This is a genomic window from Saccharothrix violaceirubra (genome assembly GCF_014203755.1).
Classification (GTDB): domain Bacteria; phylum Actinomycetota; class Actinomycetes; order Mycobacteriales; family Pseudonocardiaceae; genus Actinosynnema; species Actinosynnema violaceirubrum.
Window position 1 is genome coordinate 5381129 of sequence record NZ_JACHJS010000001.1, and the last position, 24068, is coordinate 5405196.

22 protein-coding genes and 1 pseudogene are annotated in these 24068 nt (G+C 71.4%); 14 read left to right on the forward strand and 9 right to left on the reverse strand.

Annotated elements, in window-relative coordinates:
* Position 1 precedes the first annotated feature (1 nt).
* Positions 2 to 304 (reverse strand): DUF3099 domain-containing protein, encoded by a 303-nt coding sequence (locus tag F4559_RS24525; RefSeq protein WP_184672463.1) that lies wholly within the window; start codon positions 302 to 304, stop codon positions 2 to 4.
* Positions 305 to 404: 100 nt separating this feature from the next.
* On the opposite strand from F4559_RS24525, the gene F4559_RS24530 reads away from it, so the two are divergent.
* From F4559_RS24530 to F4559_RS24550, 5 genes are all read left to right on the forward strand, one after another.
* Entirely contained in the window at positions 405 to 1913 is a 1509-nt protein-coding gene (locus F4559_RS24530; RefSeq protein WP_184672465.1) for a PucR family transcriptional regulator, read from the forward strand.
* Between the two features lie 25 nt (positions 1914 to 1938).
* Positions 1939 to 3426, forward strand: coding sequence for a DUF7782 domain-containing protein (locus tag F4559_RS24535; RefSeq protein ID WP_184672467.1), 1488 nt, complete (start codon positions 1939 to 1941; stop codon positions 3424 to 3426).
* On the forward strand, positions 3423 to 3848 hold the full coding sequence (gene dtd, locus F4559_RS24540; RefSeq protein ID WP_184672469.1) for a D-aminoacyl-tRNA deacylase: 426 nt from the start codon (positions 3423 to 3425) through the stop codon (positions 3846 to 3848). Before F4559_RS24535 ends, dtd begins: the two co-directional genes overlap by 4 nt.
* A gap of 219 nt (positions 3849 to 4067) precedes the next feature.
* Positions 4068 to 5060, forward strand: coding sequence for a sigma-70 family RNA polymerase sigma factor (locus F4559_RS24545; protein ID WP_184672471.1), 993 nt, complete (start codon positions 4068 to 4070; stop codon positions 5058 to 5060).
* A 275-nt stretch (positions 5061 to 5335) separates the two neighbouring features.
* Positions 5336 to 6994, forward strand: a complete 1659-nt coding sequence (locus tag F4559_RS24550; protein WP_184676156.1) for a fumarate hydratase — start codon at positions 5336 to 5338, stop codon at positions 6992 to 6994.
* A gap of 36 nt (positions 6995 to 7030) precedes the next feature.
* Here the strand turns inward: F4559_RS24550 and F4559_RS24555 are convergent, their stop codons facing one another.
* The gene (locus F4559_RS24555) at positions 7031 to 7510 is read right to left on the reverse strand and encodes a hypothetical protein (RefSeq protein WP_184672473.1); all 480 of its coding nucleotides are present in this window, start codon (positions 7508 to 7510) and stop codon (positions 7031 to 7033) included.
* Positions 7511 to 7810: 300 nt separating this feature from the next.
* Positions 7811 to 8227, reverse strand: a complete 417-nt coding sequence (locus F4559_RS24560) for a GNAT family N-acetyltransferase (RefSeq protein ID WP_312865801.1) — start codon at positions 8225 to 8227, stop codon at positions 7811 to 7813.
* A 122-nt stretch (positions 8228 to 8349) separates the two neighbouring features.
* Between F4559_RS24560 and F4559_RS24565 the strand changes: the two genes are divergently transcribed.
* The 4 genes from F4559_RS24565 to F4559_RS34595 all read left to right on the forward strand — a co-directional run bounded on the left by F4559_RS24565 (position 8350) and on the right by F4559_RS34595 (position 11609).
* Complete coding sequence (locus tag F4559_RS24565; protein WP_184672477.1) at positions 8350 to 9309, forward strand: efflux ABC transporter ATPase subunit, DrrA-related; 960 nt, start codon at positions 8350 to 8352, stop codon at positions 9307 to 9309.
* The gene (locus tag F4559_RS24570) at positions 9306 to 10106 is read left to right on the forward strand and encodes an ABC transporter permease (protein ID WP_184672479.1); all 801 of its coding nucleotides are present in this window, start codon (positions 9306 to 9308) and stop codon (positions 10104 to 10106) included. The genes F4559_RS24565 and F4559_RS24570 overlap by 4 nt, the downstream gene beginning before the upstream one ends.
* 453 nt (positions 10107 to 10559) lie before the next feature.
* On the forward strand, positions 10560 to 11108 hold the full coding sequence (locus tag F4559_RS24575; protein ID WP_184672481.1) for a hypothetical protein: 549 nt from the start codon (positions 10560 to 10562) through the stop codon (positions 11106 to 11108).
* A complete protein-coding gene (locus F4559_RS34595) occupies positions 11109 to 11609 on the forward strand; it encodes a hypothetical protein (protein ID WP_221447367.1) in 501 nt (166 codons plus the stop codon).
* Between the two features lie 80 nt (positions 11610 to 11689).
* On the opposite strand, the gene F4559_RS24585 is transcribed toward F4559_RS34595, so the two are convergent.
* The 5 genes from F4559_RS24585 to F4559_RS24605 all read right to left on the reverse strand — a co-directional run bounded on the left by F4559_RS24585 (position 11690) and on the right by F4559_RS24605 (position 17880).
* Positions 11690 to 12016 (reverse strand): hypothetical protein, encoded by a 327-nt coding sequence (locus F4559_RS24585; RefSeq protein WP_184672483.1) that lies wholly within the window; start codon positions 12014 to 12016, stop codon positions 11690 to 11692.
* 252 nt (positions 12017 to 12268) lie between these two features.
* Complete coding sequence (locus F4559_RS24590; RefSeq protein WP_184672485.1) at positions 12269 to 13045, reverse strand: GntR family transcriptional regulator; 777 nt, start codon at positions 13043 to 13045, stop codon at positions 12269 to 12271.
* 59 nt (positions 13046 to 13104) lie between these two features.
* On the reverse strand, positions 13105 to 13932 hold the full coding sequence (locus tag F4559_RS24595) for a glutamate ABC transporter substrate-binding protein (protein WP_184672487.1): 828 nt from the start codon (positions 13930 to 13932) through the stop codon (positions 13105 to 13107).
* 116 nt (positions 13933 to 14048) lie between these two features.
* The gene (locus F4559_RS24600) at positions 14049 to 16706 is read right to left on the reverse strand and encodes a bifunctional acetate--CoA ligase family protein/GNAT family N-acetyltransferase (RefSeq protein WP_184672489.1); all 2658 of its coding nucleotides are present in this window, start codon (positions 16704 to 16706) and stop codon (positions 14049 to 14051) included.
* Between the two features lies 1 nt (position 16707).
* Positions 16708 to 17880, reverse strand: coding sequence for an acetoin utilization protein AcuC (locus F4559_RS24605; protein WP_184672491.1), 1173 nt, complete (start codon positions 17878 to 17880; stop codon positions 16708 to 16710).
* Between the two features lie 439 nt (positions 17881 to 18319).
* Between F4559_RS24605 and F4559_RS24610 the strand changes: the two genes are divergently transcribed.
* Positions 18320 to 18934 carry a hypothetical protein gene (locus F4559_RS24610; RefSeq protein ID WP_184672493.1) on the forward strand — a complete coding sequence of 205 codons (615 nt, stop codon included), beginning with the start codon at positions 18320 to 18322 and terminating at the stop codon, positions 18932 to 18934.
* 28 nt (positions 18935 to 18962) lie between these two features.
* Here the strand turns inward: F4559_RS24610 and F4559_RS24615 are convergent.
* Positions 18963 to 19617 (reverse strand): annotated as a pseudogene (locus F4559_RS24615) (sulfurtransferase).
* Between the two features lie 61 nt (positions 19618 to 19678).
* Between F4559_RS24615 and F4559_RS24620 the strand changes: the two are divergent.
* From F4559_RS24620 to F4559_RS24635, 4 genes are all read left to right on the forward strand, one after another.
* Positions 19679 to 20374 carry an iron-dependent transcriptional repressor DtxR gene (locus F4559_RS24620; RefSeq protein ID WP_184672495.1) on the forward strand — a complete coding sequence of 232 codons (696 nt, stop codon included), beginning with the start codon at positions 19679 to 19681 and terminating at the stop codon, positions 20372 to 20374.
* A gap of 103 nt (positions 20375 to 20477) precedes the next feature.
* Entirely contained in the window at positions 20478 to 21440 is a 963-nt protein-coding gene (gene galE / locus F4559_RS24625; RefSeq protein ID WP_312865802.1) for a UDP-glucose 4-epimerase GalE, read from the forward strand.
* Positions 21440 to 23476, forward strand: a complete 2037-nt coding sequence (locus F4559_RS24630) for a S9 family peptidase (protein ID WP_184672497.1) — start codon at positions 21440 to 21442, stop codon at positions 23474 to 23476. Before galE ends, F4559_RS24630 begins: the two co-directional genes overlap by 1 nt.
* Positions 23476 to 24048 carry a TetR/AcrR family transcriptional regulator gene (locus F4559_RS24635; protein ID WP_184672499.1) on the forward strand — a complete coding sequence of 191 codons (573 nt, stop codon included), beginning with the start codon at positions 23476 to 23478 and terminating at the stop codon, positions 24046 to 24048. The genes F4559_RS24630 and F4559_RS24635 overlap by 1 nt, the downstream gene beginning before the upstream one ends.
* Positions 24049 to 24068: the final 20 nt, after the last annotated feature.

The following is a 24068-nucleotide window of genomic DNA, read 5'->3' on the forward strand; positions in this document are numbered from 1 at the left end:
GTCAGCCGTCGATGACCTGGTGGCCGCGCGCTTCGAGCGCGCGGCGCTCCCGCTCGAAGCGGTTCGGCTCCTCCTTCTTGCGGGGCGGGCGGTCGTTGGCGATCAGCACGGCCATCCACGGCAACGGAATGGAGAGCACGATGAACGCGAGCGCCAGCCACCACGTCCGGTAGAAGACCATCGCCAGCAGCAGGCACGGGAAACGTGCGCCCATCATGATCATGTACTTGCGCTTGCGTGCGGCGTGCTGGTCCTCGAAGGAGTGCGCCGCCTCGGTGATGAGCACCGGTTCGGGATTGCCCACGAGACCACCTCCCCGACCATCGTCCCACCTCGCCGGACGCGTCACCTGACCGGATGGCCTATTTCGCCGACGACACCGGACGCGGCCGTACGATCCGGTGGTGGTCGCCCTTGATCGACTGGTGGACGTGCTCGGCAGCCTCGGCACGCACCTGTGCTGCGCGCCGCGCGGCCGGGACGTGGAACTGCGCGGCGTGGCCCTGCACGACCCGGTCGAGCGGACCGCGACCGCCACCGACGACGTGCTGCTGGGTCTGGGCGTCCCCTCCCCGGCCGCGGCGGCACGCCTGGTCGGCGGCACGCAGGCGGCAGCGGTGGTGCTGCACGGCCGGCCGCCGCTCGACGAACGGGTCGCGGTGGCGGCCCGGCGGTCGGGCGCCGCGGTGCTGCTGGTGGACCCGTCCGTGCCGTGGGGGCAGTTGGCGAACGTGGCGCAGACGCTCGTGCTCGGCGGTCAGCGCAAGGGCGCGGCCGACCTGTTCGCGGTGGCCGACGCGATCGCGGCCGTGGTCGGCGGGCCGGTGACGATCGAGGACCAGCAGTCCCGGGTGCTCGCGTACTCGTACCGGCAGCAGGGCGTGGACGACGTGCGCGTGCAGACGATCCTGGGCCGTCGCGTGCCTGAGGAGGCACGGCGGGCGTTGGACGATTACGGCGTGTTCACGCACTTGGCGCGGACCGACGAGCCGTTGTTCGTGCCCAGGTTGACGCCGTCGTTGGGCGGCCGACTGGTGGCGGCCGTGCGCGCGGGGCGTGAGCTGCTCGGTTCGGTCTGGGTCGAGGTGGACGCCGACGTCGACGCGGTGCGCCACTCGGCGTTGGTCGACGGCGCGCGGACGGCCGCCCTGCATCTGTTGCGCGCACGCGCCAGCTCGGACCTGGAGCGGCAGGCCGAGGCCGACCTGGTGATCAGCCTGCTGGAGGGTGGCGAGCCCGCGGACCTCGCCCGGCTCGGCCTGCCCGCGGGCGATCTGCGGGTGATCGCCGTGCAGGCGCACGCGGGCGAGGGCGAACACGGTGCCGCGCTGCTGGCGTTCGAGCGGGCCACGGCGGGTTTCGGCTGGTCACGTCCTGGTCGCAGCGCGTTGTTCGGCAACGTCCTCTACACCGTGGTGCCGTGCGGCGAGGACGACGCGGCGGCGGTCGAGTGGGTGCAGGCGCTGCGCCGCGAACTGCCGCCGGAGGTCCTCGTCCCGGCCGGGATCGGCGGCCGGGCGGACGCCGTGCACCTGCCGTCCTCGCGCAACGAAGCGGATGAGTGCCTCGCGCTGTCCACCGGTGAGCCGGTCGTCTACGACCACGCGTGGGCCCACGTGCTCCTCGGCCGGCTGGCCGCCGTCGCGGACTCCGGTCGACGACCGTCGCGCGGACCGGTCGCCGACCTCGTCCGGCACGACGTCGAGCACGGGACGCGGTACGCGGACACGTTGCGCGCCTGGCTCGCGGCCCAGGGCGACGCCCGCGAGGCGGCACGCGCGCTGTCCGTACACCCGAACACGTTGCGCTACCGGATGCAGCGCATGGCCGAGGTCACCGCGCTCGCCCTCGACGACCCCGACCAGCGGCTCGCGATGGCGATCGCGCTGACCGTCACCCGTACCGCCCCTTGACCGCGCCCGTGCGCGAGGATTGGGCGTGCTCTCAGACCTTTCCGGTGAACTGGCCACGCGGTTGCGTGAGGCGTTCCAAGCGGCGCGCTACGACGCCGACGGCGTGGTGGACGTGCTCGGCCCGCAGGCGCACGCCGCGCTCGGCCGCGGCGAACCCGAGGCGGCCCGGCGGGCCAGCCTGGACAGCGGTGCGCTCGGCACCCTGATCAGGCTCTTCCTGCTCGGCGATGCCGAGGACGCCGACGCCGTGGCGAAGGCGTTGCCCGGCGTCGACCTGGACGTCGCGCTCGGCGCCGAGGTGGTGCGCGGCGACGGTGACCGGCTGCGTGCCGGGCTCGACATCCGCCCTTACGGCGACGACGAGGGCTCGTGGTGGGTGATCGCCGACCTGGACGCGGACCAGCGCGGCGGCCCGGTGCCGGCCGACCACGTGCTCGGCGTCGGGCACGCGTCCATCAGCCTGGCGCGGGCGACGTCACGCCGGCCCGTGGGCTCGTTGCTCGACCTGGGCACCGGGTGCGGCGTGCAGGCCCTGCACGCGTCACGGCACGCCGAAAGCATCACGGCCACGGACGTGTCCGAGCGCGCGCTGGCGTTGGCGGCGGGCACGTTCCGGCTCAACGGGCTGGACGTGGAGCTGCGGCGCGGCGAGTGGTTCGCCCCGCTGCGCAACCGCCGGTTCGACCAGGTGGTGTGCAACCCGCCGTTCGTGGTCGGTCCGCCGCGCGTGGACTACGTGTACCGCGACTCCGGTCTGGCCGGCGACGACGCGAGCGCGCTCGTGGTCCGGCAGCTGCCCGCGTTCCTGACCGAGGGCGGCGTCGGGCAGCTCCTCGTGTCGTGGGTGCACCGGCGAGGCGAGGACTGGGCGGACCGCGTGACGGGGTGGCTGCCGCGCGGCGTCGACGCGTGGTTCGTGCAGCGCGACGTGGCCGACCCGGCGCTGTACGTGGGCACGTGGCTGCGTGACGCGGGCGTCGACCCGCGGTCGGCCGAGGGCCGGGCGAAGGCCGGTGCCTGGCTGGACTGGTTCGCCGAGAACGACGTCGAGGGCATCGGGTTCGGGTTCGTGACGTTGCGGCGCACCGGCGCCGCGCACGGCGACGTGGTGTGCGAAGACCTGCGCCACGCCTACGACGACCCGCTGGGCCCGGAGTCGGCCGCGTGGCTGGACCGCGTGGCGTGGCTGCGGGCGCACGGCGACGCCGAGTCGCTGCTGGCGACGCGGTTCACGGTGCCGGACACCGTGGTGCTCGAAGAGGTGTCCGCGCCCACCGACGAGGGCTGGGAGTCGGTCGTGCGCCGCCTGCACCGCACGGACGGTCCGGGGTGGCAGCAGGAGGTGGACGCCGCGACGGCCGCGCTGGTGGCCGGGTTCCGGGGCGTGCTGCCGTTGGCGGACCTGGTGGCGTTGCTGGCCTACGCGCACGACCTGCCCCTGGACGCGTTGACCGAGGCCGCGGTGCCGATCGTGCGGGACATGGTGCGGCGGGGCATGGTCGTGCCCGCGTGAGGGCGGTCGTGGCCCGCGTCACCGAGGCGAGCGTGACCGTGGCGGGCGAGGTGGTCGGGTCGATCTCGGAGCCCGGTCTCCTCGTCCTGCTCGGCGTGCACGTGGACGACGACGCGGCGAAGGCGCCGCTGATGGCCAGGAAGCTGCACGAGTTGCGCGTGCTGCGGGACGAGGAGTCGTGCGCCGGCACCGGCGCACCCCTACTCGTGGTGAGCCAATTCACACTCTACGGCGAGACACGGAAGGGGCGGCGGCCGTCGTGGACCGCCGCCGCACGGCCCGAGCACGCCGCGCCGTTGATCGACGCGGTGGTCTCGGAACTGCGGGCCAGGGGGGCCAGGGTCGAAACAGGGCGTTTCGGGGCGATGATGTCCGTGCGCAGCGTGAACGACGGTCCGTTCACCGTGTTGGTCGAACTCTAGATCGGCTCTCAGCCAAATCTCAGGATTCCGGGCGCAACCGCTGTGACGGCAGTGACGTCTTGCAGGATGAGGGAAGCGGGAACCATTTCGATCCGCACAACGTTTCCCCAAGTGTCCAGCCAAGCAGGCGGCGGAAGACCGGTGCCGAAAGGCTCGCCGCGCCGCAGCGCGGGTGTGTGACGCGACCGCACGCCAGCCCGCGAAGGGGGAGGGAGTTCCATGACCGTCCCGAAGGTCCTCGACCGCGAGGTCGGGAACGACACGACCGTCACCGGCGCCGAGTTGGACCTCGACGCCCAGGGACCGGCCGCCGACCTGGTTCGGGTGTACCTGAACGGGATCGGCAAGACAGCGCTGCTGACCGCCGCACAGGAGGTCGAACTCGCCAAGCGCATCGAAGCCGGCGTCTTCGCGCAATACGTGTCGGAGACCGACACGACGTTGTCGCCGACGCGCCGCTCCGAACTGCGCGAGTTGATCCGCGACGGACATGTCGCGAAGAACCACCTTCTCGAAGCGAATCTTCGTCTGGTCGTTTCGCTCGCCAAGCGTTACACCGGTCGTGGAATGCCGCTGCTCGATCTGATCCAGGAGGGGAACCTGGGATTGATCCGCGCGGTGGAGAAGTTCGACTACACCAAGGGTTTCAAGTTCTCCACGTACGCCACGTGGTGGATTCGCCAGGCGATCACCCGGGGAATGGCCGACCAGGGCCGCACCATCCGCCTTCCCGTCCACCTGGTCGAGCAGGTGAACAAGCTCGCGCGGATCAAGCGCGATCTGCACCAGCAACTCGGCCGGGAGGCCACCACCGACGAATTGGCGGCGGAATCCGGGCTCACCCCGGACAAGGTCGCCGACCTGCTCGACCACGCCCGTGACCCGGTGAGCCTCGACATGCCCGTCGGTGCCGAGGAGGACGCCCCGCTGGGCGACTTCATCGAGGACTCCGACGCCACGGACGCGGAGAGCGCGGTCATCTCCGGGCTGCTCCAGGACGACCTGCGCCGCGTGCTGGCCACGCTGGAGCCGCGCGAGCAGGCCGTGATCAGGCTGCGTTACGGCCTGGAGGACGGCCAGCCGCGCACGCTCGACCAGATCGGCAAGCAGTTCGGCCTGTCCCGCGAGCGGGTCCGGCAGATCGAGCGCGAGGTCATGTCCAAGCTGCGCCAGGGCGAGCGTGCCGCCAAGCTGCGCGCCTACGCGAGCTGAGACGCCTCACCTGTTCGGCCGGGTTGACTTGTGACCCGGCTCACGGCACGGTCGTGCGTTACGAAGCCAAGCGACGCCTCCACGTTCCGACGTGGAGGCGGTCGCCTGCCGAGGAAGGTCGGGGCGGTCGGGGGCCGGCCCGGCCTTCCGCATTTCCGGGGTTTCCCGCCCGCGGAGGACGTGAATCACAGCGGTCGCGGGCGGACGGCGGGAACGGATCGGTATAGGTTCGGCGGAATCCGAACGCGCGCAAGGGAGCCCGCGACGTGCCCGCTGTGCCCACCACACCGTTCCAGTACCGCGACGTCCTGCCGTTGGCCAAGGACACCCGCACCGAGTACCGCCTGGTGACGTCCGAGGGCGTCTCGACGGTCGAGGCCGCCGGGCGGACGTTCCTCACCGTCGCGCCCGAGACGCTGACCCTCCTGGCCAAGGAGGCGATCCGGGACATCCAGCACCTGCTGCGGTCCTCGCACCTGACCCAGTTGCGCGCGATCGTCGACGACCCCGAGGCCAGCGGCAACGACCGCTTCGTCGCCATGGACCTGCTGCGCAACGCGTGCATCTCCGCGGGCGGCGTGCTGCCGATGTGCCAGGACACCGGCACCGCGATCGTGCTGGGCAAGCGCACCGAATCCGTGCTGACCGGCGGCACCGACGAGGAAGCGCTGTCGCGCGGCATCTTCGACGCGTACCAGGAACTGAACCTGCGCTACTCGCAGATGGCGCCGGTGACGTTCTGGGACGAGAAGAACACGGGCACGAACCTGCCCGCGCAGATCGACCTGTTCGCCGCGCCCGGCACGGAACCGAAGTACGAGTTCCTGTTCATGGCCAAGGGCGGTGGTTCGGCCAACAAGACGTTCCTGTACCAGGAGACCAAGGCGCTGCTGAACCCGTCGCGGCTGGCCAAGTTCCTGGACGAGAAACTGCGTTCCCTGGGCACGGCCGCGTGTCCGCCGTACCACCTCGCGGTGGTCGTGGGCGGATTGTCCGCCGAGCAGAACCTGAAGGTCGCGAAGCTGGCGTCCGCGCGGTACCTGGACGACCTGCCCACCGAGGGTTCGCCGCTGGGCAACGCGTTCCGCGACGTCGACCTCGAACAGCAGGTGCTGGAACTGACCCGGAACTTCGGGATCGGCGCGCAGTTCGGCGGCAAGTACTTCTGCCACGACGTGCGCGTGATCCGACTGCCCCGGCACGGCGCGTCCTGCCCGGTGGGCATCGCGGTGTCGTGCTCGGCGGACCGGCAGGTCAAGGCGAAGATCACGCCCGAGGGCGTGTTCCTGGAGCAGCTCGAACGCGACCCGGCCCGGTTCCTGCCCGACGTGCGGGGCGAGGACCTGTCGGACGAGGTCGTGCGGATCGACCTGACCCGGCCGATGGACGAGATCCGGGCCACGCTGTCGTCGTTGCCGGTGAAGACGCGGGTGTCGCTGACCGGGCCGCTGGTCGTGGCGCGGGACATCGCGCACGCGAAGATCAAGGAACGGCTCGACGCGGGCGAGCCGATGCCGCAGTACCTCAAGGACCACCCGGTGTACTACGCCGGTCCGGCCAAGACTCCCGACGGGTACGCGTCGGGGTCGTTCGGGCCGACGACGGCGGGCCGGATGGACTCCTACGTCGAGCAGTTCCAGGCCGCCGGCGGCTCGCTGGTGATGCTCGCCAAGGGCAACCGGTCGCGGCAGGTCACGTCCGCGTGCGACACGCACGGCGGGTTCTACCTGGGGTCGATCGGCGGCCCGGCCGCGCGGCTGGCCCAGGACTGCATCCGCAAGGTCGAGGTCCTGGAGTACCCGGAGCTGGGCATGGAAGCGGTGTGGCGGATCGAGGTCGAGGACTTCCCGGCGTTCGTCGTCGTGGACGACAAGGGCAACGACTTCTTCGCCGAGACGTCCGCGCCGACGTTGCAGATCTCGTTCCGCAAGTAGGAGGTGGGCGGCGCCCTGCGCGGACGCCGCTCCGTCCTACTTCTTGTCCTGCCGGTGCGCAAGGACGACCTGACGGTCACCGAGCGGTGCGTCGATCTTGGCGGTCAGCGGGGGGAAGCGGATGTCCATCGTGCACATCTTCTCCTCCTTGGGGACCGTTTCGACGAGCACGAGCTTGACCTTCGTCGAGGTCTGCTCGGCCACCTCGACGGAGGCCTTGCTGCACCCGCCCTCCTGACCGATCACGCCGAGGACCGAGCCGTCGCCTTCGGTCCAGACGGTCCTGGGGAGCTGTTCGGGGAGCAGGGCGGCGTCGACCTTGGCCGGGGGGACTTCCTTGCCGCCCTCGGGGACCGGGCTGTCGAACGTGGGCTGGTCCGGTGCCGGCGTGGGGCTGGGGCGTTCGGTGGTCAGCGCCGGACCCGCCGCGGGCTCGACGCTGGGCTGACTCGTGGCGCACCCGGCGAGCGCGACCAGCAGCGCACCGGCACCGATTGCGGTTCCTAGGCTTCTCATGTGTCCAGGACGGAGCTGTCACGCTCCGGGGTTGCTTTTCACAGTTACCCGATCGGGTGATTCGCCCGGACAGCCAGGGCACGGACATCGACCACTTCGAGCCGTTGGCGCGCAACCCGTTGCGCACGTTCGACTGGCTCAACCACCTGCCGGCGTGCCCGTCGTGCAACAGCAGCCTCAAGCGGGACCGGTTCCCGGTGGCCGGCGAGGGGCTGCCGTCGCTGGTCGACCCGACCGCCGAGGACCCGTTCGACCACCTGCGACTGGGACGAACGGCTGCGGGCCGACCCTTTTGGCGGTCTAGAGCGTCCGACTCAGCCACGTCGAGCGTTCGGGCTCGAAGCCGTGCCGGCGGTAGAAGCGGCGCGCGGCGTCGTTGGGTTCCTCGGTCTCCAGGAAGATCTTGCGGGCGCCGGCGGCGCGGGCCTGGTCGACCAGTCCGGTGAGGACGGTGGCGCCGGTGCCCCGGCCCCGGTCGGCGACGTAGAACTCGTCGAGCAGCGCGTCGCGGCCACCGGATTCCAGGGACCAGCCCCAGGTCAGGACCGCGTAGCCGCGATCGAACAGCCAGACCTGGCCGTGCCGGTCGTCGGCGAGCAGCGGGCCGAGGGCCGCGGTGACCACCGGTTCGTCGTAGTCGTGGCCGTCGATCGCGTAGAACTCGCGCACCAGCGGCAACAGGGTCGACAGGTCGTCGTTCGATGCTCTGCGGATCACCCACGCAACGTCGACGGTGGGTGGTCGGGTTGTCAAACTGTGACCCGATCGGGGGTGAAGAATAGGCCGACGAGGCCGATATTCCCGCGAAATTGTCGGACCCCGGGTCCATCATGGCGCGCATGGCAGACGCAATCGTGGCCGAAGGACTGGTCAAACGCTACGGGTCGGTCGTCGCCCTCGACGGACTCGACCTGACGGTGCCCCAGGGCTCCGTCATGGGCCTGCTCGGTCCCAACGGCGCGGGCAAGACGACGACGGTGCGCGTGCTCACCACGCTCTTGCAGCACGACGAGGGCAGGGCACGGGTCGCCGGGCTCGACGTCGTCGCCGATGCCAAGGAACTGCGCCGCAAGATCGGCCTGTCCGGGCAGTACGCGGCGGTCGACGAGAACCTCACCGGGTTCGAGAACCTCGACATGGTCGGCCGGCTCTACCACCTCGGCCGGCAGGGCAGCCGGGAGCGCGCCCGCGAACTGCTCGCGCGCTTCGACCTCGTGGAGGCGGGCGACCGTCCGGTCAAGGGGTACTCCGGCGGCATGCGGCGCCGGCTCGACCTGGCCGGCGCGCTGGTCGCCCGGCCCGAGGTGCTGTTCCTGGACGAGCCGACCACGGGTCTTGACCCGCGCAGCCGGCTGGGCATGTGGGACGTGATCGCCGAGCTGGTCGCCGGCGGCACCACATTGCTGCTCACCACCCAGTACCTGGAGGAGGCCGACCGGCTCGCGGACAAGATCGCGGTCATCGACCACGGCCGGGTCATCGCGCTGGGCACGGCCGACGAGTTGAAGAACCAGGTCGGCGGCGAGCGGCTGGAGCTGACCGTGGCGTCGGCGGAGGACGCGGCGACCGCGCGGTCCGTGCTGGCGCCGCTGGCGATCGGCGACATCTCGGCCGACGAGCGCGGACACCGGCTGACCGTCCCCGTGTCGGGGGGCGCGGCCGTGCTGGTCGACGGCGTGCGGCGGCTGGACGCCGAGTCGGTGAAGGTGCTCGACATCGGTCTGCGTCGACCGACGCTCGACGACGTGTTCCTGACGCTGACCGGCCACGCGACCGAGGAAGAGCAGGGAGAGAAGTGAGCTTCGCACAGGCGCTCGGTGACGGCGCGGTCGTCGCCAAGCGGAATCTGATCAAGATCAAGCGGGTCCCGGACCTGCTGGTGTTCTCCACGTTGTCGCCGATCATGTTCGTGCTGCTGTTCGCGTACGTGTTCGGCGGCTCGATCGAGATCCCGGGTATGGACTACCGGGAGTTCCTGATGGCCGGCATCTTCGCCCAGACCGTGGTGTTCGGCTCGACCATCACCGGTTCCGGTCTGGCCGAGGACATGCAGAAGGGCGTGATCGACCGGTTCCGGTCGCTGCCCATGGCGCGGTCCGCGGTGCTGATCGGCCGGACGACGTCCGACCTGGTCAACAACGTGATCGTGATCGTGGTCATGTCGATCACGGGTCTGCTGGTCGGTTGGCGCATCCACTCGTCGTTCCTCGAGGCGCTGGCCGGGTTCGCGCTGCTGCTGCTGTTCGCGTACGCGGTGTCGTGGGGAATGGCGATCGTGGGGCTGCTGGTGCGCAGCCCGGAGGTGTTCAACAACGCCAGCTTCGTCGTGATCTTCCCGTTGACGTTCATCGCGAACACGTTCGTGCAGGAGAGCAACCTGCCCGGACCGCTCAAGGTGTTCGCGGAGTGGAACCCGGTGTCGGCGGTGACGGCGGCGGCTCGTGAGCTGTTCGGGAACACCAATCCGGCGTTCAAGCCGGCGGACGTGTGGCCGCTCCAGCACCCGGTGCTGATGACCTTGGCTTGGGTGGTGGTCTTCTTGGCGTTGTTCGTGCCGTTGGCCATTCGGCAGTATCGGCGTGCTGTCAGCCGGTGATGTGGGGGTGGTGAGGGGCGTCGCCGATCTTGGTGGCGCCCCTTTGGTTTGTGTTGGGGTGGTGTAGCGGGGCTGGGTGGTGTGCTGCCGGTGGTCGTCGCGTTCGTGAACGCGCGAGTTATGCGTTCGGGCACTGCGAGTTGTGCGTTCAGACACCCTGAGTTGTGCACTCGGGTGCCTGACGGGCGGGTGTAGCTGTACTCGCTCGCCTCGGAAATCGTTGTGGTGCAGGCGATGGCGTGATGGTTGCCCGTCAGGGGGCATTCGGTCGGTCTATACGCCGGATGTTCGACGGGCTGCGGCCGTCCGGGCGAGTTTGTTGGCTGGTAAAGGTTTTTCCGGCCCGAGATCTTGTCGCGATGCGTAACTCCTTGTCATGACTGGAAATCGCGTTTACGTCCTTCCTCGGCCGGTTATCCGAACGGCAGACCCAGCCGAGCCAAGGAGGATGAGATGTCCACCGGCACCATCATCGGCGTCGTCGTCGTACTGGTCGTGATCGTCGGGGCCGCGGTGCTGCTGAAGGTCGCCCTCCAGCGCCGGCGGTTGCGTGGGCGGTTCGGGCCCGAGTACGAGCGGGCGGTGGCCGGGGCCGACAACCGCATGGCCGCGGAGCGGGAGTTGAGTGCGCGGGAGCGCGAGTACGCCAAGCTCGACATCCGGCCGTTGAACGCCGCCACCCGGGAGAGCTACGCCCGGCACTGGACGCGGGTGCAGGAGCAGTTCGTCGACGACCCCGCCACCGCTGTCGGCGAGGCCGATCGGTTGGTCACCGACCTCATGGCCGAGCGCGGGTACCCGACCGACGGCGGCCACGAGCGTCAGGTCGCGTTGCTGTCGGTCGCGCATGCGAAAACCCTTGGGCACTACCGGGAAGCGCACGACATCAACACCCGCCACGAGCGCGGCGAGGCGTCCACCGAGGACCTCCGCGCGGCCATGGTGCACTACCGGACCCTGTTCGAGGACCTGTTGGGCCGAGGGCGAGAGGAAGCGCGATAGATGACCGAGCGCCAGGAAACCCGTCCGTTGACCACCGAGGACCTCGTCCGCGACGAGCACGACCGGGTCGAGACCCACGACGTCCCGGGCGACGGCCGTCACGACCACGAGACCGCGTACGACCGGACCCCGTACGACCACGAGCCGCTCGACGAGGCCGACGGCGGCGACGTGGCCGACACCCACCACATCGACGTCGACGAGCCCGCGCCCGACCGGTCCGTCGACGCGGACGCCCCGTTGTTCACCGACACCGACGCGGACTCCTACCGCGAGCAGTGGCGGTCGCTCCAGGCCGACTTCGTCGACAACCCGCGCGAGGCCGTCCAACGCGCCGACGAACTGGTCGCCGGCGTCATCCAGAGCCTCGCCACGACCTTCGCCGACCACAAGCGGTCGCTCGAGGGCCAGTGGCAGCGGGGCGACCAGGTGGAAACCGAGGAACTGCGGCTCGCGCTCCACAAGTACCGGTCCTTCTTCGACCGGCTGCTCGCGGTGTGACCCCACGTTTCCCCGTTGTGCGTCCGGCGACCCGGGCGCACAACGGGTGTTTTCGTCGTGGGGTGTCCTGCCGCGGACGATCAGCCGGGCATCTCCCGGATCTCCATCTCCAGCACGTCGATCTCGTCGGCGATCGCCTCGTCGAGCATGTTGTCGAGCAGCTCCGAGCACCCGGTCACCATCGAGTCGAACCGGGGCACCTGTTCCCACCACACGGCCGGGTTGTTCCAGAAGGACCCCGAGCCCTGGTCGACGCCCGCGAGCCCGCGCAGGCGCGGGTCGTCCTCGGGCAACCGGCGGACGTAGTCGATGAACCGCGCCAGCGAACCGGGATGGTGCACCGGTACCGCACCGTAGCCGCGCAGACAGTCCTCGAGTTCGGCCAGCAACTCCTCTTTGAAGCTCATGCTCCACCCCGACTTCCCCCGCGCCGTTGCGGGTGAGGAGGACTCAAAGTCCAGGCACACCACGGTACCGCCGCGGGGTCACGCGAAACGCCTGCCAACGGGCGCTTTACGGCCACGAAACCGGCGGAGAGGGGGAACCCGACCCCGAGGAGCGGCGGCGCGGGAGCGGGGAGGAGCGGCGGTGCGGGCCGGGAGCCTCCAGGGAGGTTCCCGGCCGTGCCGGACGGCCCGGATCGTCCTCAGTGGACGGTTTCAGTGGTCGGCGCGCAGGCGGGCGATGAAGCTGAAGCGGTCGCCCCGGTACAGGGAGCGGACGCGTTCGATGGGTTCGCCAACGTTGTCATACGACACCCGGTGCAGCAGCAGCATCGGCAACGCCGGGTTCGTGCCGATCAGCAACGCCTCGCGCGGGGTGGCCAACACCGTCTCGACGCGTTCCTCGGCCTCCTCGAAGGTCACGTCCAGCTTCTCGGTCAGGCACGCGTACAGCGACGTCGTCGGGTCGAACGCGTCGAGCAGGGTCGGGAACCGGTCGGCCGACAGGTACGTCGACTCCAGCCCGACGCGTTCGTCGTCGGCGAGCAGCACGCGCTCGAAGTGGATGGCCGGGGCGCCGCGCTCGATCCGCAGGTCGCGGGCGAGCACGTCGTCGGCGGGCAGGTGTTCGACGGAGATCACGCTGCGCGCGGGGTCCACGCCCTGGCGGCGCATCCCCTCCGTGTAGCTGACCAACGACAGCGGCTGGACGAGCTTGGGCGGCGCCACGTAGGTGCCGCTGCCCTGGCGGCGTTGCAGCTTGCCTTCGAGCACCAGCTCGCCGACGGCCTGGCGAAGGGTGACGCGGGACACCGAGAAGCGCTCGGCCAGCTCCCGTTCCGAGGGCAGGGCCGTGCCCTCCCCCAACGCCTCGACGAGCCAGAGCAGCTCGGTCTTGACCGCGTAGTAGCGCGGGACCCGACCGTGCTCGGGGATGCCGGCGCGAACCGGTCCGTCCGCGCGGTAGTGCGGAACGAAATGAGAAGCAGGCACGGAATCGAGACTACGTTGAGGTCAGCCCCGGTCGGACCGCTATCGGAGTGGGTTCCGCCTCACGGCACCAGCTCCGGCGGTTCGGGGATCTTGTAGCCCGAACGGCCGATGTTCGCCTCCAGGGACTTGCGCCATTCACCGGACGTCATCATCTTCCGCACGGCTTCGGTGATCTTGGTCTTACTGGCGGTGTCGCCCTTGCGCAGACCGATGCCGTACTCCTCCTTGGAGAACGGCTTGCCGACCACCCGCAGCACCTCGGGGTTCTGCGCCGCGTAGCCGGCGAGGATCACGTCGTCGGTCGTCAACGCGTCGACGTTCTCCGCGAGCAATGCGGTAACGCAGTCACTGAACTGGGGGTACTCCACCAGGCGCCCGCCGGGCGCGTACTCGTCGATGACGTGCTGCGCCGACGTGCTGCCCTGCGTCGAGCACAGCCGCACGCCGTCCTGGGCGAGCGACTCCGGTCCGGTCACGCGGGTGTCGTCCATCCGCACCAGAAGATCTTGGCCGGCGATGAAGTACGGCCCGACGAAATCGATCACCTCCTTGCGCTTGGGGGTGATCGAATATCCGGTGACGACGAAGTCGACCCGGCCGGAAGTGATCATGTTCTCGCGTTCGGGCGGGCTGACCTCGACCCAGGTGATGCCGGATTCCTCGACGCCGAGTTCGGTCGCCACGTAGCGCGCCACGTCGATGTCGAAGCCCTTGAGCACGCCGTCCATCCGCCGGACGCCGAGTCCGGGCTGGTCGAAGGCGACGCCGATGGTCAGCTTGTTGTCGCGGCCGGCTCGCCCGACGACAGTGGTGTCGTCACCGGAGGAGCAGGAGGCGAGGACAAGCACGGCGACGCACGCGAGGGCGCGCAAAGATGCCAGTGCCATTCTTCCCCTTTTCGGGAGATTACCTCGGATTAACGGCAACTTAAGCGGACCCGCACGCTCCCACAACGCGTCTGTGGAAAACTCCGGACACGGAATCGGTCAAGAGTCACGCTGAGTCACCAACGGCCGCCGGGCTGTCGGAGTCGTCGCGGTCCGGTGTCGTGCCGTGACGGCGGCGGCCCGATCGTGAGCCGCGCGCTGCCGACGTACGCGCCCGCCGCGCTGGCCAGCACCGGCTCCAACGCCAGCCCCCGGATCTCGGGCACGTCCTCGGCGAGCGCGGCCAGCCGCAGCACGAGGTCCTCCAGCGCGCGCAGGTCGGCCCGCTCCGCGCCGCCGTACCCGGCCAGCAGCGGTGCGGCCTTCGGTGCGCGCACGAGCGCCGCCGCGTCCGCGTCGGTCAGCGGGACGGCCCGGTACGCGCGGTCGCCCAGCAGGTCGCTGACCACGCCGGACAGCCCGAACGACACCAGCGTGCCGAACGACGGGTCGTCCTGGAGGCCGAGTACGCAGGACAACCCCTTGGGCGCCATCCGCTGCACGTACACCTCGCCGTCGCCGGCCACCTCGGCGAGCATCGCGTGCGCCGAGCGGACCGCGTCCGCGCCGTGCAGGTCGAGGCGGACGCCCACCAGGTCGGTGCGGTGGCGCAGTCGCTCGTCGGTCGACTTCACCGCGACCGGGTAGCCCAGGTCGGCCGCCGCGACCACCGCCTCGTCGGCGGTCGCCACGACCCGGAACGGCACCACCTCGACGCCGTAGCAGGCCAGCAGCCGGACCGCGGTCGAGTCGTCGAGCCGGCGCACTTCGGTCACGTCGAGTGACGCCACGAGCGTGTGCGCCGCGTCCGCGTCCACGCCCTCCGGCCGGACGAAGCGGCCCTGCGGCGCCGATCTCCAACGCGCGTACCGGCTCGCCCGCGCGAGCGCGAGCACCGCGCGTTCCGGGCTCGGGTAGGACGGCACGGAACCGCGTCCGGGCGCACCGCCCGGACCGGGCACGGCCAACTCGTCGGGCACGCCCTCCGCGGCGAGGAACGTGGACACGATCGGCTTGTCCGCACCCGCGACGGCGGCGCGCAACGCCCGCGCGAACTCCGCGCCCGGCACGGCGAGCGGCGGTACGAACACGACGACGAGCGCGTCCGCGTCCGTGTCGCGCAACGCGTCACGGACCGCGCCGGCGAATACCTCGGGGTCCGCCTGCGCGCCCACGTCGACCGGCACACCGACGAGTTCGAGTCCCTGCGCCAGCGCGGTGTCGGCGGCCAGCAGACCGATCGCGGTCGAGTTGCCGACCACGGCCACGCGCGGACCGGCGGGCAACGGCTGGTGCGCGAGCAGCAGGGCGGTGTCGAACAACTGCGCCAGCGACTCGACCCGGATCACGCCCGCCTGCTCGAACAACGCCTGCACGCTGGACTCGTCGACCGGCACCGACGTGGCGGCGAGCGCGGGGGTGACCGCGTGCCGCCCGGACTTCACCGCGACGATCGGCTTGGTGCGGCCGAGCCGCCGGGCCAGCCGGGCGAACTTGCGCGGGTTGCCGAACGACTCCAGGTACAGCAGCACGACGTCGGTGGACGGGTCGGTCTCCCAGTACTGGAGCAGGTCGTTGCCGGACACGTCGGCGCGGTTGCCCGCGGACACGAACGTCGACAGGCCAAGGCCCCGTTCGGCGGCGGTGGCCAGGATCGCGGTGCCCAGCGCGCCGGACTGGCAGAAGAAACCGGTGCGCCCGCGCGCGGGCAGGACCGGCGCCAGGGTGGCGTTGAGGCGGACCGCCGCGTCGGTGTTGATCACGCCGAGCGCGTTCGGGCCGACCACGCGCATGCCGTGGGCGCGGGCCTCGGCCGTGAGCCTGCGCTCGGCGTACCGGCCGTCGGGACCGGTCTCGCCGAACCCGGACGTGACCACGACCAGCGCTTTGACGCCCTTGGCCAGACACGCGTCCATGACCTCGTCGACGCTCGCGGCGGGCACCGCGACCACGGCGAGGTCCACGTCGTCGGGGATCTCCAGCACGGACGGGTACGCGCGCACGCCGCGCACGGACCGGTGCTCGGCGTTGACCGGGTAGACCGGGCCGGTGAAGTCGGCGCGCAGCAGGTTGGTCAGCACCGCGTGGCCGATCTTCGTGCGGTCCTTGGACGCGCCGATCACCGCGACCGAACGCGGGTGCAACAGGTTGTGCACGCTGCGCGCCTCGGCCGCCTGCTCGCGGGCACGGGCCACCTCGACCGACTCCTCGGTGGGGTCGATGTCGAACTCCAGGTGCAGCACGCCCTCCTCGAACGCGCGGCTGACCCGGTAGCCGGCGTCCCGGAAGACCCGGACCATCTGGCCGTTCTCCATCAGCACCTCGGCGGTGAACCGGCTCAGGTCGCGTTCGCGCGCGGCGGCGGCGAGGTGTTCGAGCAGGATCGAGCCGAGACCACGGCCCTGGTGGGCGTCCTCGACGACGAACGCCACCTCGGCGGACCGGCCCGCGTCGATCCGGTCGTAGCGGCCGACCGCGATGATGTCGTCGCCCAGCAACGCGATGAGCGCCACGCGGTCGGCGTGGTCGACGGTGGTGAAGCGTTCGACGTCACGGCGCGGCATGCGCGGGTACGGGCCGAAATAGCGGAAGTAGCGGGTGCGTTCGGACAGCCGGCCGTGGAACGCGACCAGGCGCTCGGCGTCGTCGGGCGTGATCGGGCGCACATGGACGGTGCCGCCGTCGCTGAGCACGACGTCGGCCTCCCAGTGCCGGGGGTGGTCGAACGGGTCCACGTCAGTCCCTGGGGTCGTCGGGGTCGAGGCCGTGCAGGGGGAACACCGCGTGGCGGGTGTCGCGCACGGCGGCGTCCACCGCGTCCGTCGTGACGCCGCCCCACGCGGTGACGTCCGTGGGCGCGCCGTCGGTCATGGAGGCGGGCAGGCGGCGGTCGGGCGCCAGCCGGGCGACGTGGTCGACCCAGTCGGCGGGCACGGGCGTGTCCGGGTCGAGGTCGCGGTCGAGCACGGTGGCCAGCAGGTGGGTCCAGGACCGGGGTACCACGCGGATCAGCTCGTACCCGCCGCCGCCCAACGCGAGCCAGCGCCCTTCGGCGACCTCCTCGGCCAGGTCGCGGAACCGGCGGTAGACGGCGGCGTGCCCGTCGACGCTCAGCGCGAGGTCGGCGAGCGGGTCCTCCCGGTGGGTGTCCACACCGCACTGGGTGACCAGGACCTGCGGCCGGAAGGTCCGCAACAACGACGGGACCACCGCGTCGAACGCCCGCAGCCACGCCTGGTCGCGGGTGCCCGGGGGGAGCGCGAGGTTCACCGCGGTGCCCTCGGCGCCGGCCGCGCCGGACTCGGCGGGCAGCCCCGTGCCGGGCCAGAGGCTGAAGGGACTCTGGTGCAGCGACACGGTCAGCACGCGCGGGTCGTCGTAGAACGCGGCCTGCACGCCGTCGCCGTGGTGCACGTCGACGTCCAGGTACGCGATGCGGTCGAAGCCGTTGTCGAGCAACCACGAGATCGCCACCGCGCAGTCGTTGTAGACGCAGAAGCCGGCCGCGTGGTCGCGCATGGCGTGGTGCAGTCCCCCGGCGATGTTCACCGCGCGGCACGCCGAACCGTCCGCGATGCGCCGTGCAGCGGCGAGCGAACCGCCGACGACCAACGCGGACGCCTCGTGCATGCGGGCGAACACGGGGTTGTCGGCGGTGCCGAGTCCGTGGCCGACGTCCCAGCCGCTCACCGGCGCGGCGCGCACGGCGGCGAGGTAACCGGCGTCGTGCACACGTTCGATGTCGGCGTCGGCGGCCGGCTCCGGTGCGACGAGGTCGACGCCGTCGAGCACGCCGAGGCCGGTCGCGAGCCGGATGGTGAGGTCGAGGCGGACGGCGTTGAGCGGGTGGTCGCCGCCCAGGTCGTAGCCGAGGAAGGACGGGTTCCAGACGACGGCGGGCTTGCCCATGGTCTCCGAACCTAGTCGAGCGATCACGGCCGCGTGGTCGCTCGACGACACTCTCACAGTCGCGTCGCGGTGGCCGGCACGGAAACCGTTTCGCGCCCCACGCCCGGTACGCGGCCGGAACGCGGGTCACCGGGAGGCGACGATGACCGGCCGCGGCACCCGGCGGTGTGCGGCGGTCGGGACCGCCGCACGTGTCGATGCGCGGAAGCCGGTGGCGGTGTCACCGCGCGTCGCGCGTGGCGGTCCAAGTCGACGCCGGACGGTCGTTGGCGGGGAAACGGTGTCGCCGTGCGACGCGGGGTGGTCACGCGGACCGGAGTGGATCACCGGCACGCGTGCCCCGACGTGGTTCCGGGACGGCCGTGTGCGGGACGCGGGCAGGGCGACCTAGAGTCTCCCGGGCGGAACCGGTCACCCGTGGAGCGAGGTCGAACACGTCATGCAGATGCGCCGTACTCCCGTCGTGCTCGCCTTGGCCCTCGCCCTCGGGTTGTCCGGGTGCGCCGCCAAGGTCGTGGGCAGCCCGGTCGCGGCCGGCGGTGCCACGTCGGCGCCGTCGACGACCGCCTCGGGCAAGCCGTCGGCGAGCGGGAAGCCGACCTCGTCGGGCACCGCCAAGCCGTCGGCGACCAGCGCCGCGCCCAGCGGCACCCAGTCGACCGGCAAGGTGAAGATCGGCACCCGCAAGAAGAGCACCGGGCCCGACGCCTGCGGCCTGGTCACGCCGGAGGACGCCAAGGTCGCCGTCGGCGCCGCCCGGGTCGGCGAGCCGGGGTGCATCCTGTCCACCGAGGAGCCGTACGTGGTCGTCCTCGTGCTGGTGACGTTCTCCGACTTCGAGGGCCAGGCGCGTGAGTTCGAGATCGGCGGCAACACCGCGTACGAGATCAAGGACGACGCGGACTGCTCGGTGATCGTGATGCTGACCGACGACCCGGACGAGATCACGCCCGCGCTCAAGGTCGACGTGACCCCGGTGGACGAGGGCCTCGACACGTGCAAGATCGCGGTCGCGTTGGCCACGAAGGGCTTCGAGCGGCTCCCCAACGCCTGACGCCGTCCGTTGTGGACGGCGCCGGCCGTCAGCCCGGGGCGGACCCGGCGGCGACCTCGCGGGCCGGGTCGGTGCACCAGTGCGACCACGAGTCGGGGTAGAGGATGGCGGGCTTTCCGGCAGCCGTGAGACCGGTCGCCTCAGCGGCCGGCACGACCGACGACGCGGTCACGCCCGAGCCGCGGTACGCCCCGACGCGGGCGAGTCCGGCGGCACCAAGGGCATCCACCACGGCATGGCACCGGGAGTGACGATCACGTCACCCGGCCCGGGGGAAGGTTCATCCGTCGACACCGGACGGTTCTCCCGCGTCCACGCCGCGTAGCCGCCGTCCAGCACGGCCACCTCGTCGTGCCCCGCCCAGCGCAGCAGCCACCACACCCGTGCCCCGACCGATCCGTCACCGCCGTCGTACGCCACGACCGGGTGATCCGCCGACACCCCGGCCGCCTGGGCACCCGTCGCAGGTCCGGCCCCGCCGGCAGCGGATGACGACCGCCGGCGCCCGGTTCCGCCGAAAGATCCGCATCGAGGTCGAGGTGGACCGCACCCGGGACATGCCCGACCTCGTAGTCTTGACGTCCCGGCGGTCCGCCGAGGCGTCGGCGCACGTCGAGCACGACCGGAGGCCGGTCGCCGGCGAGCGCGGCGGCGAGGGTTCCGGTGCTGATCAGTGGACGCACGGCACCAACCTGCACCCGTCAGGGGACGACTAGCATTGCCATCACACGAAGGGGAGCAGGTGTGAACGACCTCATCGACACCACCGAGATGTACCTGCGCACGATCTACGAACTCGAGGAAGAAGGCGTCGTGCCCCTGCGCGCGCGCATCGCCGAACGCCTCGGCCAGAGCGGCCCGACGGTGAGCCAGACCGTCGGCCGGATGGAGCGCGACGGTCTCGTGGTGGTCGCCGACGACCGCCACCTGGAGCTGACCGAGCAGGGCCGCAACCTCGCCGTCGCCGTCATGCGCAAGCACCGGCTCGCCGAGCGACTGCTGGTCGACGTGATCGGCCTGGAGTGGGAACACGTGCACAGCGAGGCGTGCCGCTGGGAGCACGTGATGAGCGAGGCCGTCGAGCGCAAGCTGGTCAAGCTCCTGGGCAACCCGACCACGTCGCCGTACGGCAACCCGATCCCCGGCCTGGACAAGCTCCTGGTCGACGGCGAGCCGGCGCCGGCCGTCGAGGCGGGGCTGGTGCGGATCGACGAGGTGGCCCGGCGCGGCGGCGGCACCGTGGAGGTCCGCCGGATCGCCGAGCACGTGCAGATGGACCCGGAACTGATGGCCGAACTCAAGGCAGCGGGCATCGTGCCCGGTCAGACGGTCGACGTCGAGTCGCTCGGCGGTGCCCGCGTGGTGCAGGTGCGTGGCAACGGTTCGAAGGCCGAACTCGACCCGGCGGTCGCGCACGCGGTGCTGGTCCAGGCACGCTGACCGGAACCGACGATCCGGGCCCGACCCGGCCCTGGTACGAGTGGAGGTGCACGCCCGCACGGGCGTGCACCGCAGCATGCGGACGAGGGAAAGAGGTACCGGGGTGAAGCTGCTCGTCACGGGCGGTGCGGGCTACGTGGGAAGCGTATGCGCCGCACGACTCGTCGAAGCCGGGCACGAGGTCGTCGTGCTCGACAACCTGTCGACCGGGCACGCGGACGCCGTGCCCGAAGGCGCACGCCTGGTGTCGGCCGCGATCGACGACGTGATCGAGGACGTGCTCGCCGAGGGGTACGACGGCGTGCTGCACTTCGCGGCCAAGTCCCTCGTCGGCGAGTCGCAGCAGGACCCGGCGAAGTACTGGCAGGGCAACGTCGTCACGTCGCTGCGCCTGCTGGAAGCGATGCGCCGGCACCGGACGCCGCGACTGGTGTTCTCCTCCACCGCCGCCACCTACGGCGAGCCGGAGGTGGTCCCGATCCCGGAGACCGCGCCGACCCGCCCGACCAACACCTACGGCGCGACCAAGCTGGCGATCGACCACGCGATCACCGGGTACGCCGGTGCGCACGGCATCGCGGCGGTCAGCCTGCGGTACTTCAACGTCGCCGGCGCGTACGGCCGGTTCGGCGAGCGGCACACCACCGAGACGCACCTGATCCCGCTGGTGCTCCAGGTCGCGCTCGGCACGCGCGCGGACGTGAAGATCTTCGGCGACGACTGGCCGACCGACGACGGCACGTGCGTGCGCGACTACATCCACGTCGTGGACCTCGCGGACGCGCACGCGCTGGCACTGGCGAACGCGGTCGCGGGCGAGCATCGGATCTACAACCTGGGCAACGGGTTCGGCTTCTCCGTGCGGCAGGTCGTGGACGCGTGCCGCGCGGTGACCGGCCACCCGATCCCGGCCGAGGTCGCGCCGCGTCGCGACGGCGACCCGGCGACGCTGGTGGCGTCGAGCGACAAGGCGCGCGCCGAACTGGGCTGGACGCCCAAGCGGGTCGACCTGGACGGCATCGTCCGCGACGCGTGGGAGTTCACCCAGTCCCGCCGGGAGGCGTGATGACGGACCGCACGGTCGAGGCCGACGACTTCGCCGACCTCGCCTCCTACGTCGCACTGCCCCGGGTCGGGTCGCTCGCCCTGTCCCCCGACGGCACCCGGCTGGTCGTCGTCGTGTCCGAACTGTCGCCCGACGGCAAGCGGTACCAGGGCGCGCTCTGGGAGGTCGACCCGACGGGGCACGCGCCCGCGCGCCGGTTGACCCGGTCCGCCAAGGGGGAGTCGACGCCCCGGTTCGCGCCGGACGGCGGACTGCTGTTCCTCTCCGCGCGCCCCGATCCCGAGGCGAAGTCCGACGCGACCGACAAGGACAAGACCGCGTTGTGGTCGCTCCCGCCCGCGGGCGAGGCACGGGAGCTGCACCGGCCGGCGGGCGGCGTCGCGGACTTCGTGGTGGCCCGCGACAACGGCCGGGTCGTGCTGGTGTCGGCCGCGCACCCCGGCCTCGGCTTCGGCGAGGACGACCGGGAACGGCGCAAGGAGCGCGAGGACGCGGGCGTGACCGCGGTCCTGCACGAGTCCTACCCGGTCAGGTACTGGGACTCCGACCTCGGGCCGTCGTACCCGCGCGTGCTGGCGAGCGCGGAGCCCGTCGGTGCCGAGCGCGTCGAGCGGCTGGTGGACCTGACGCCGGACAACGCGCGTCGGCTGGGCGAGTCGCCCGCAGTCAGCCCGGACGGCGCGTGGGTCGCGTTCGTCGAACAGGTCGACGTCAGCCCGGCGTACGGCGCGCGGCAGCGGCTCGTGGTCGCGGCGGCGGACGGGTCGTCGCGGCGGATCGTCGCCGAGTCGCCCGAGTTCTCGTTCGGCTCGCCCGCGTTCCTGCCGGACGGGCGGTCGCTCGTCGCACTGCGGATCTTCGAGTCGTCGGCCGACGAGCCGTGGCACCACCACCTGATCAGGATCGACCTGGAGTCCGGGGCGAGCACGGACCTCGCGCCCGACTTCGGCGAGGAACCCGAGCACCCGGTCGTGAGCCCGACCGGCGACGCCGTCTACTTCACCGGCAGCCGACTCGGGCACCAGCCGATCTGGCGGGTCGACCTGGCCTCGGGCGAGGTCGTGCGGCTGACCGCGTCCGGTTCGTACACCGACGTCGCGGTCGGTCCCGACGGTGCGACTGTGTACGCGCTGCGCAGCGCGTGGGACGCCACGCCCCGGCCCGTGCGGCTCGACGCGCACGCGGTCGAGCAGGAGGCGGTGGAACTGCCGGCGCCGGGCGCGGTGCGGTCGTTGCCGGGCACGCTCACCGAGGTCGAGACGGTGGTCGAGGACGGGCGCACGGTGCGCGCGTGGCTCGTGCTGCCGGAAGGCGCGTCCGCCGAGCGGCCGGCGCCGCTGCTGCTGTGGGCGCACGGCGGGCCGGTGGCGAGCTGGAGCGGGTGGAGCTGGCGGTGGAACCCGTGGCTGATGGCGTCGCGCGGGTACGCGGTCCTGCTGCCGGACCCGGCGTTGTCGACCGGCTACGGGCGCGACTTCGTGCGCGCGGGCTGGGGTTCGTGGGGCGCGAAGCCGTACACGGACCTGATGGAGATCACCGACGTGGCCGAGCGGCTGCCGGAGGTCGACGGCTCGCGGACGGCGGCCATGGGCGGGTCGTTCGGCGGGTACATGGCGAACTGGATCGCCACGCGGACCGACCGGTTCTCGGCGATCGTGACGCACGCGTCGTTGTGGCACATGGACGCGTTCACCGGGACCACGGACGACTCGTACTACTGGATCCGCGAGATGGGCGACCCGCTCGTCCGGTACGACCGGGTGCGGGACAACTCGCCGCACCTGCGGGTGGCGGACATCAAGACGCCGATGCTGGTCATCCACGGCGCCAAGGACTACCGGGTCCCGGTCGGCGAGGGGCAGCGGTTGTACTTCGACCTGGTGCGGCACGGCGTGCCCGCGAAGTTCCTGTACTTCCCGACCGAGAACCACTGGATCACGTCGCCGGGCAACGCGACGGTCTGGTACGAGACGATCTTCGCGTTCCTGGCCGAGCACGTGCTCGGCGAGCCTTGGCGGCGTCCCGGGCTGCTGTGATGGCGTGGAACACGGAGGAGACGCGCCGCCGCCTCAAGGAGGCGGCGGTCGCGGAGTTCGCCGAGCACGGTCCGGCGGGCACGCGGATGGACCGGATCGCGGGGCGGGCGGGGATCAACAAGGAGCGGTTGTACAACTACTTCGGTGACAAGAACCGCCTGTTCCAGGCCGTGCTCATCGAAGAGCTGGAGAAGATGGCGGCCGACATCCCCCTGGGCCTGGAGGAGCCGGGCGAGTACGCGGCGCGGTGCTTCGACTACCACGCCGCGCATCCGCACCTGGTGCGGTTGTTGCAGTGGGAGGCGCTGGAGTACGGACGTGCGCCGGTGCCGCACGAGGAACAGCGGCTTTCCCACTACGGGAAGAAGATCGCCGCTTTCGAGGCCGCGCAACGGGCCGGGCACGTGACCGGGTCGATTCCGGCGGCCGACCTCGTGTTCATGATCATTTCCTTGTCTGCGTGGTGGTTCGCCGTGCCGCAGGTGGCGCGAATGCTGACCGGGTACCCCGAGGCCGCCGACTCCCGCCGGGAGTCGGTGATCGAGGCGGCCCGAAGGCTCGCCGGTCCCTGAGCACGGCGCCCGAGGGCGAC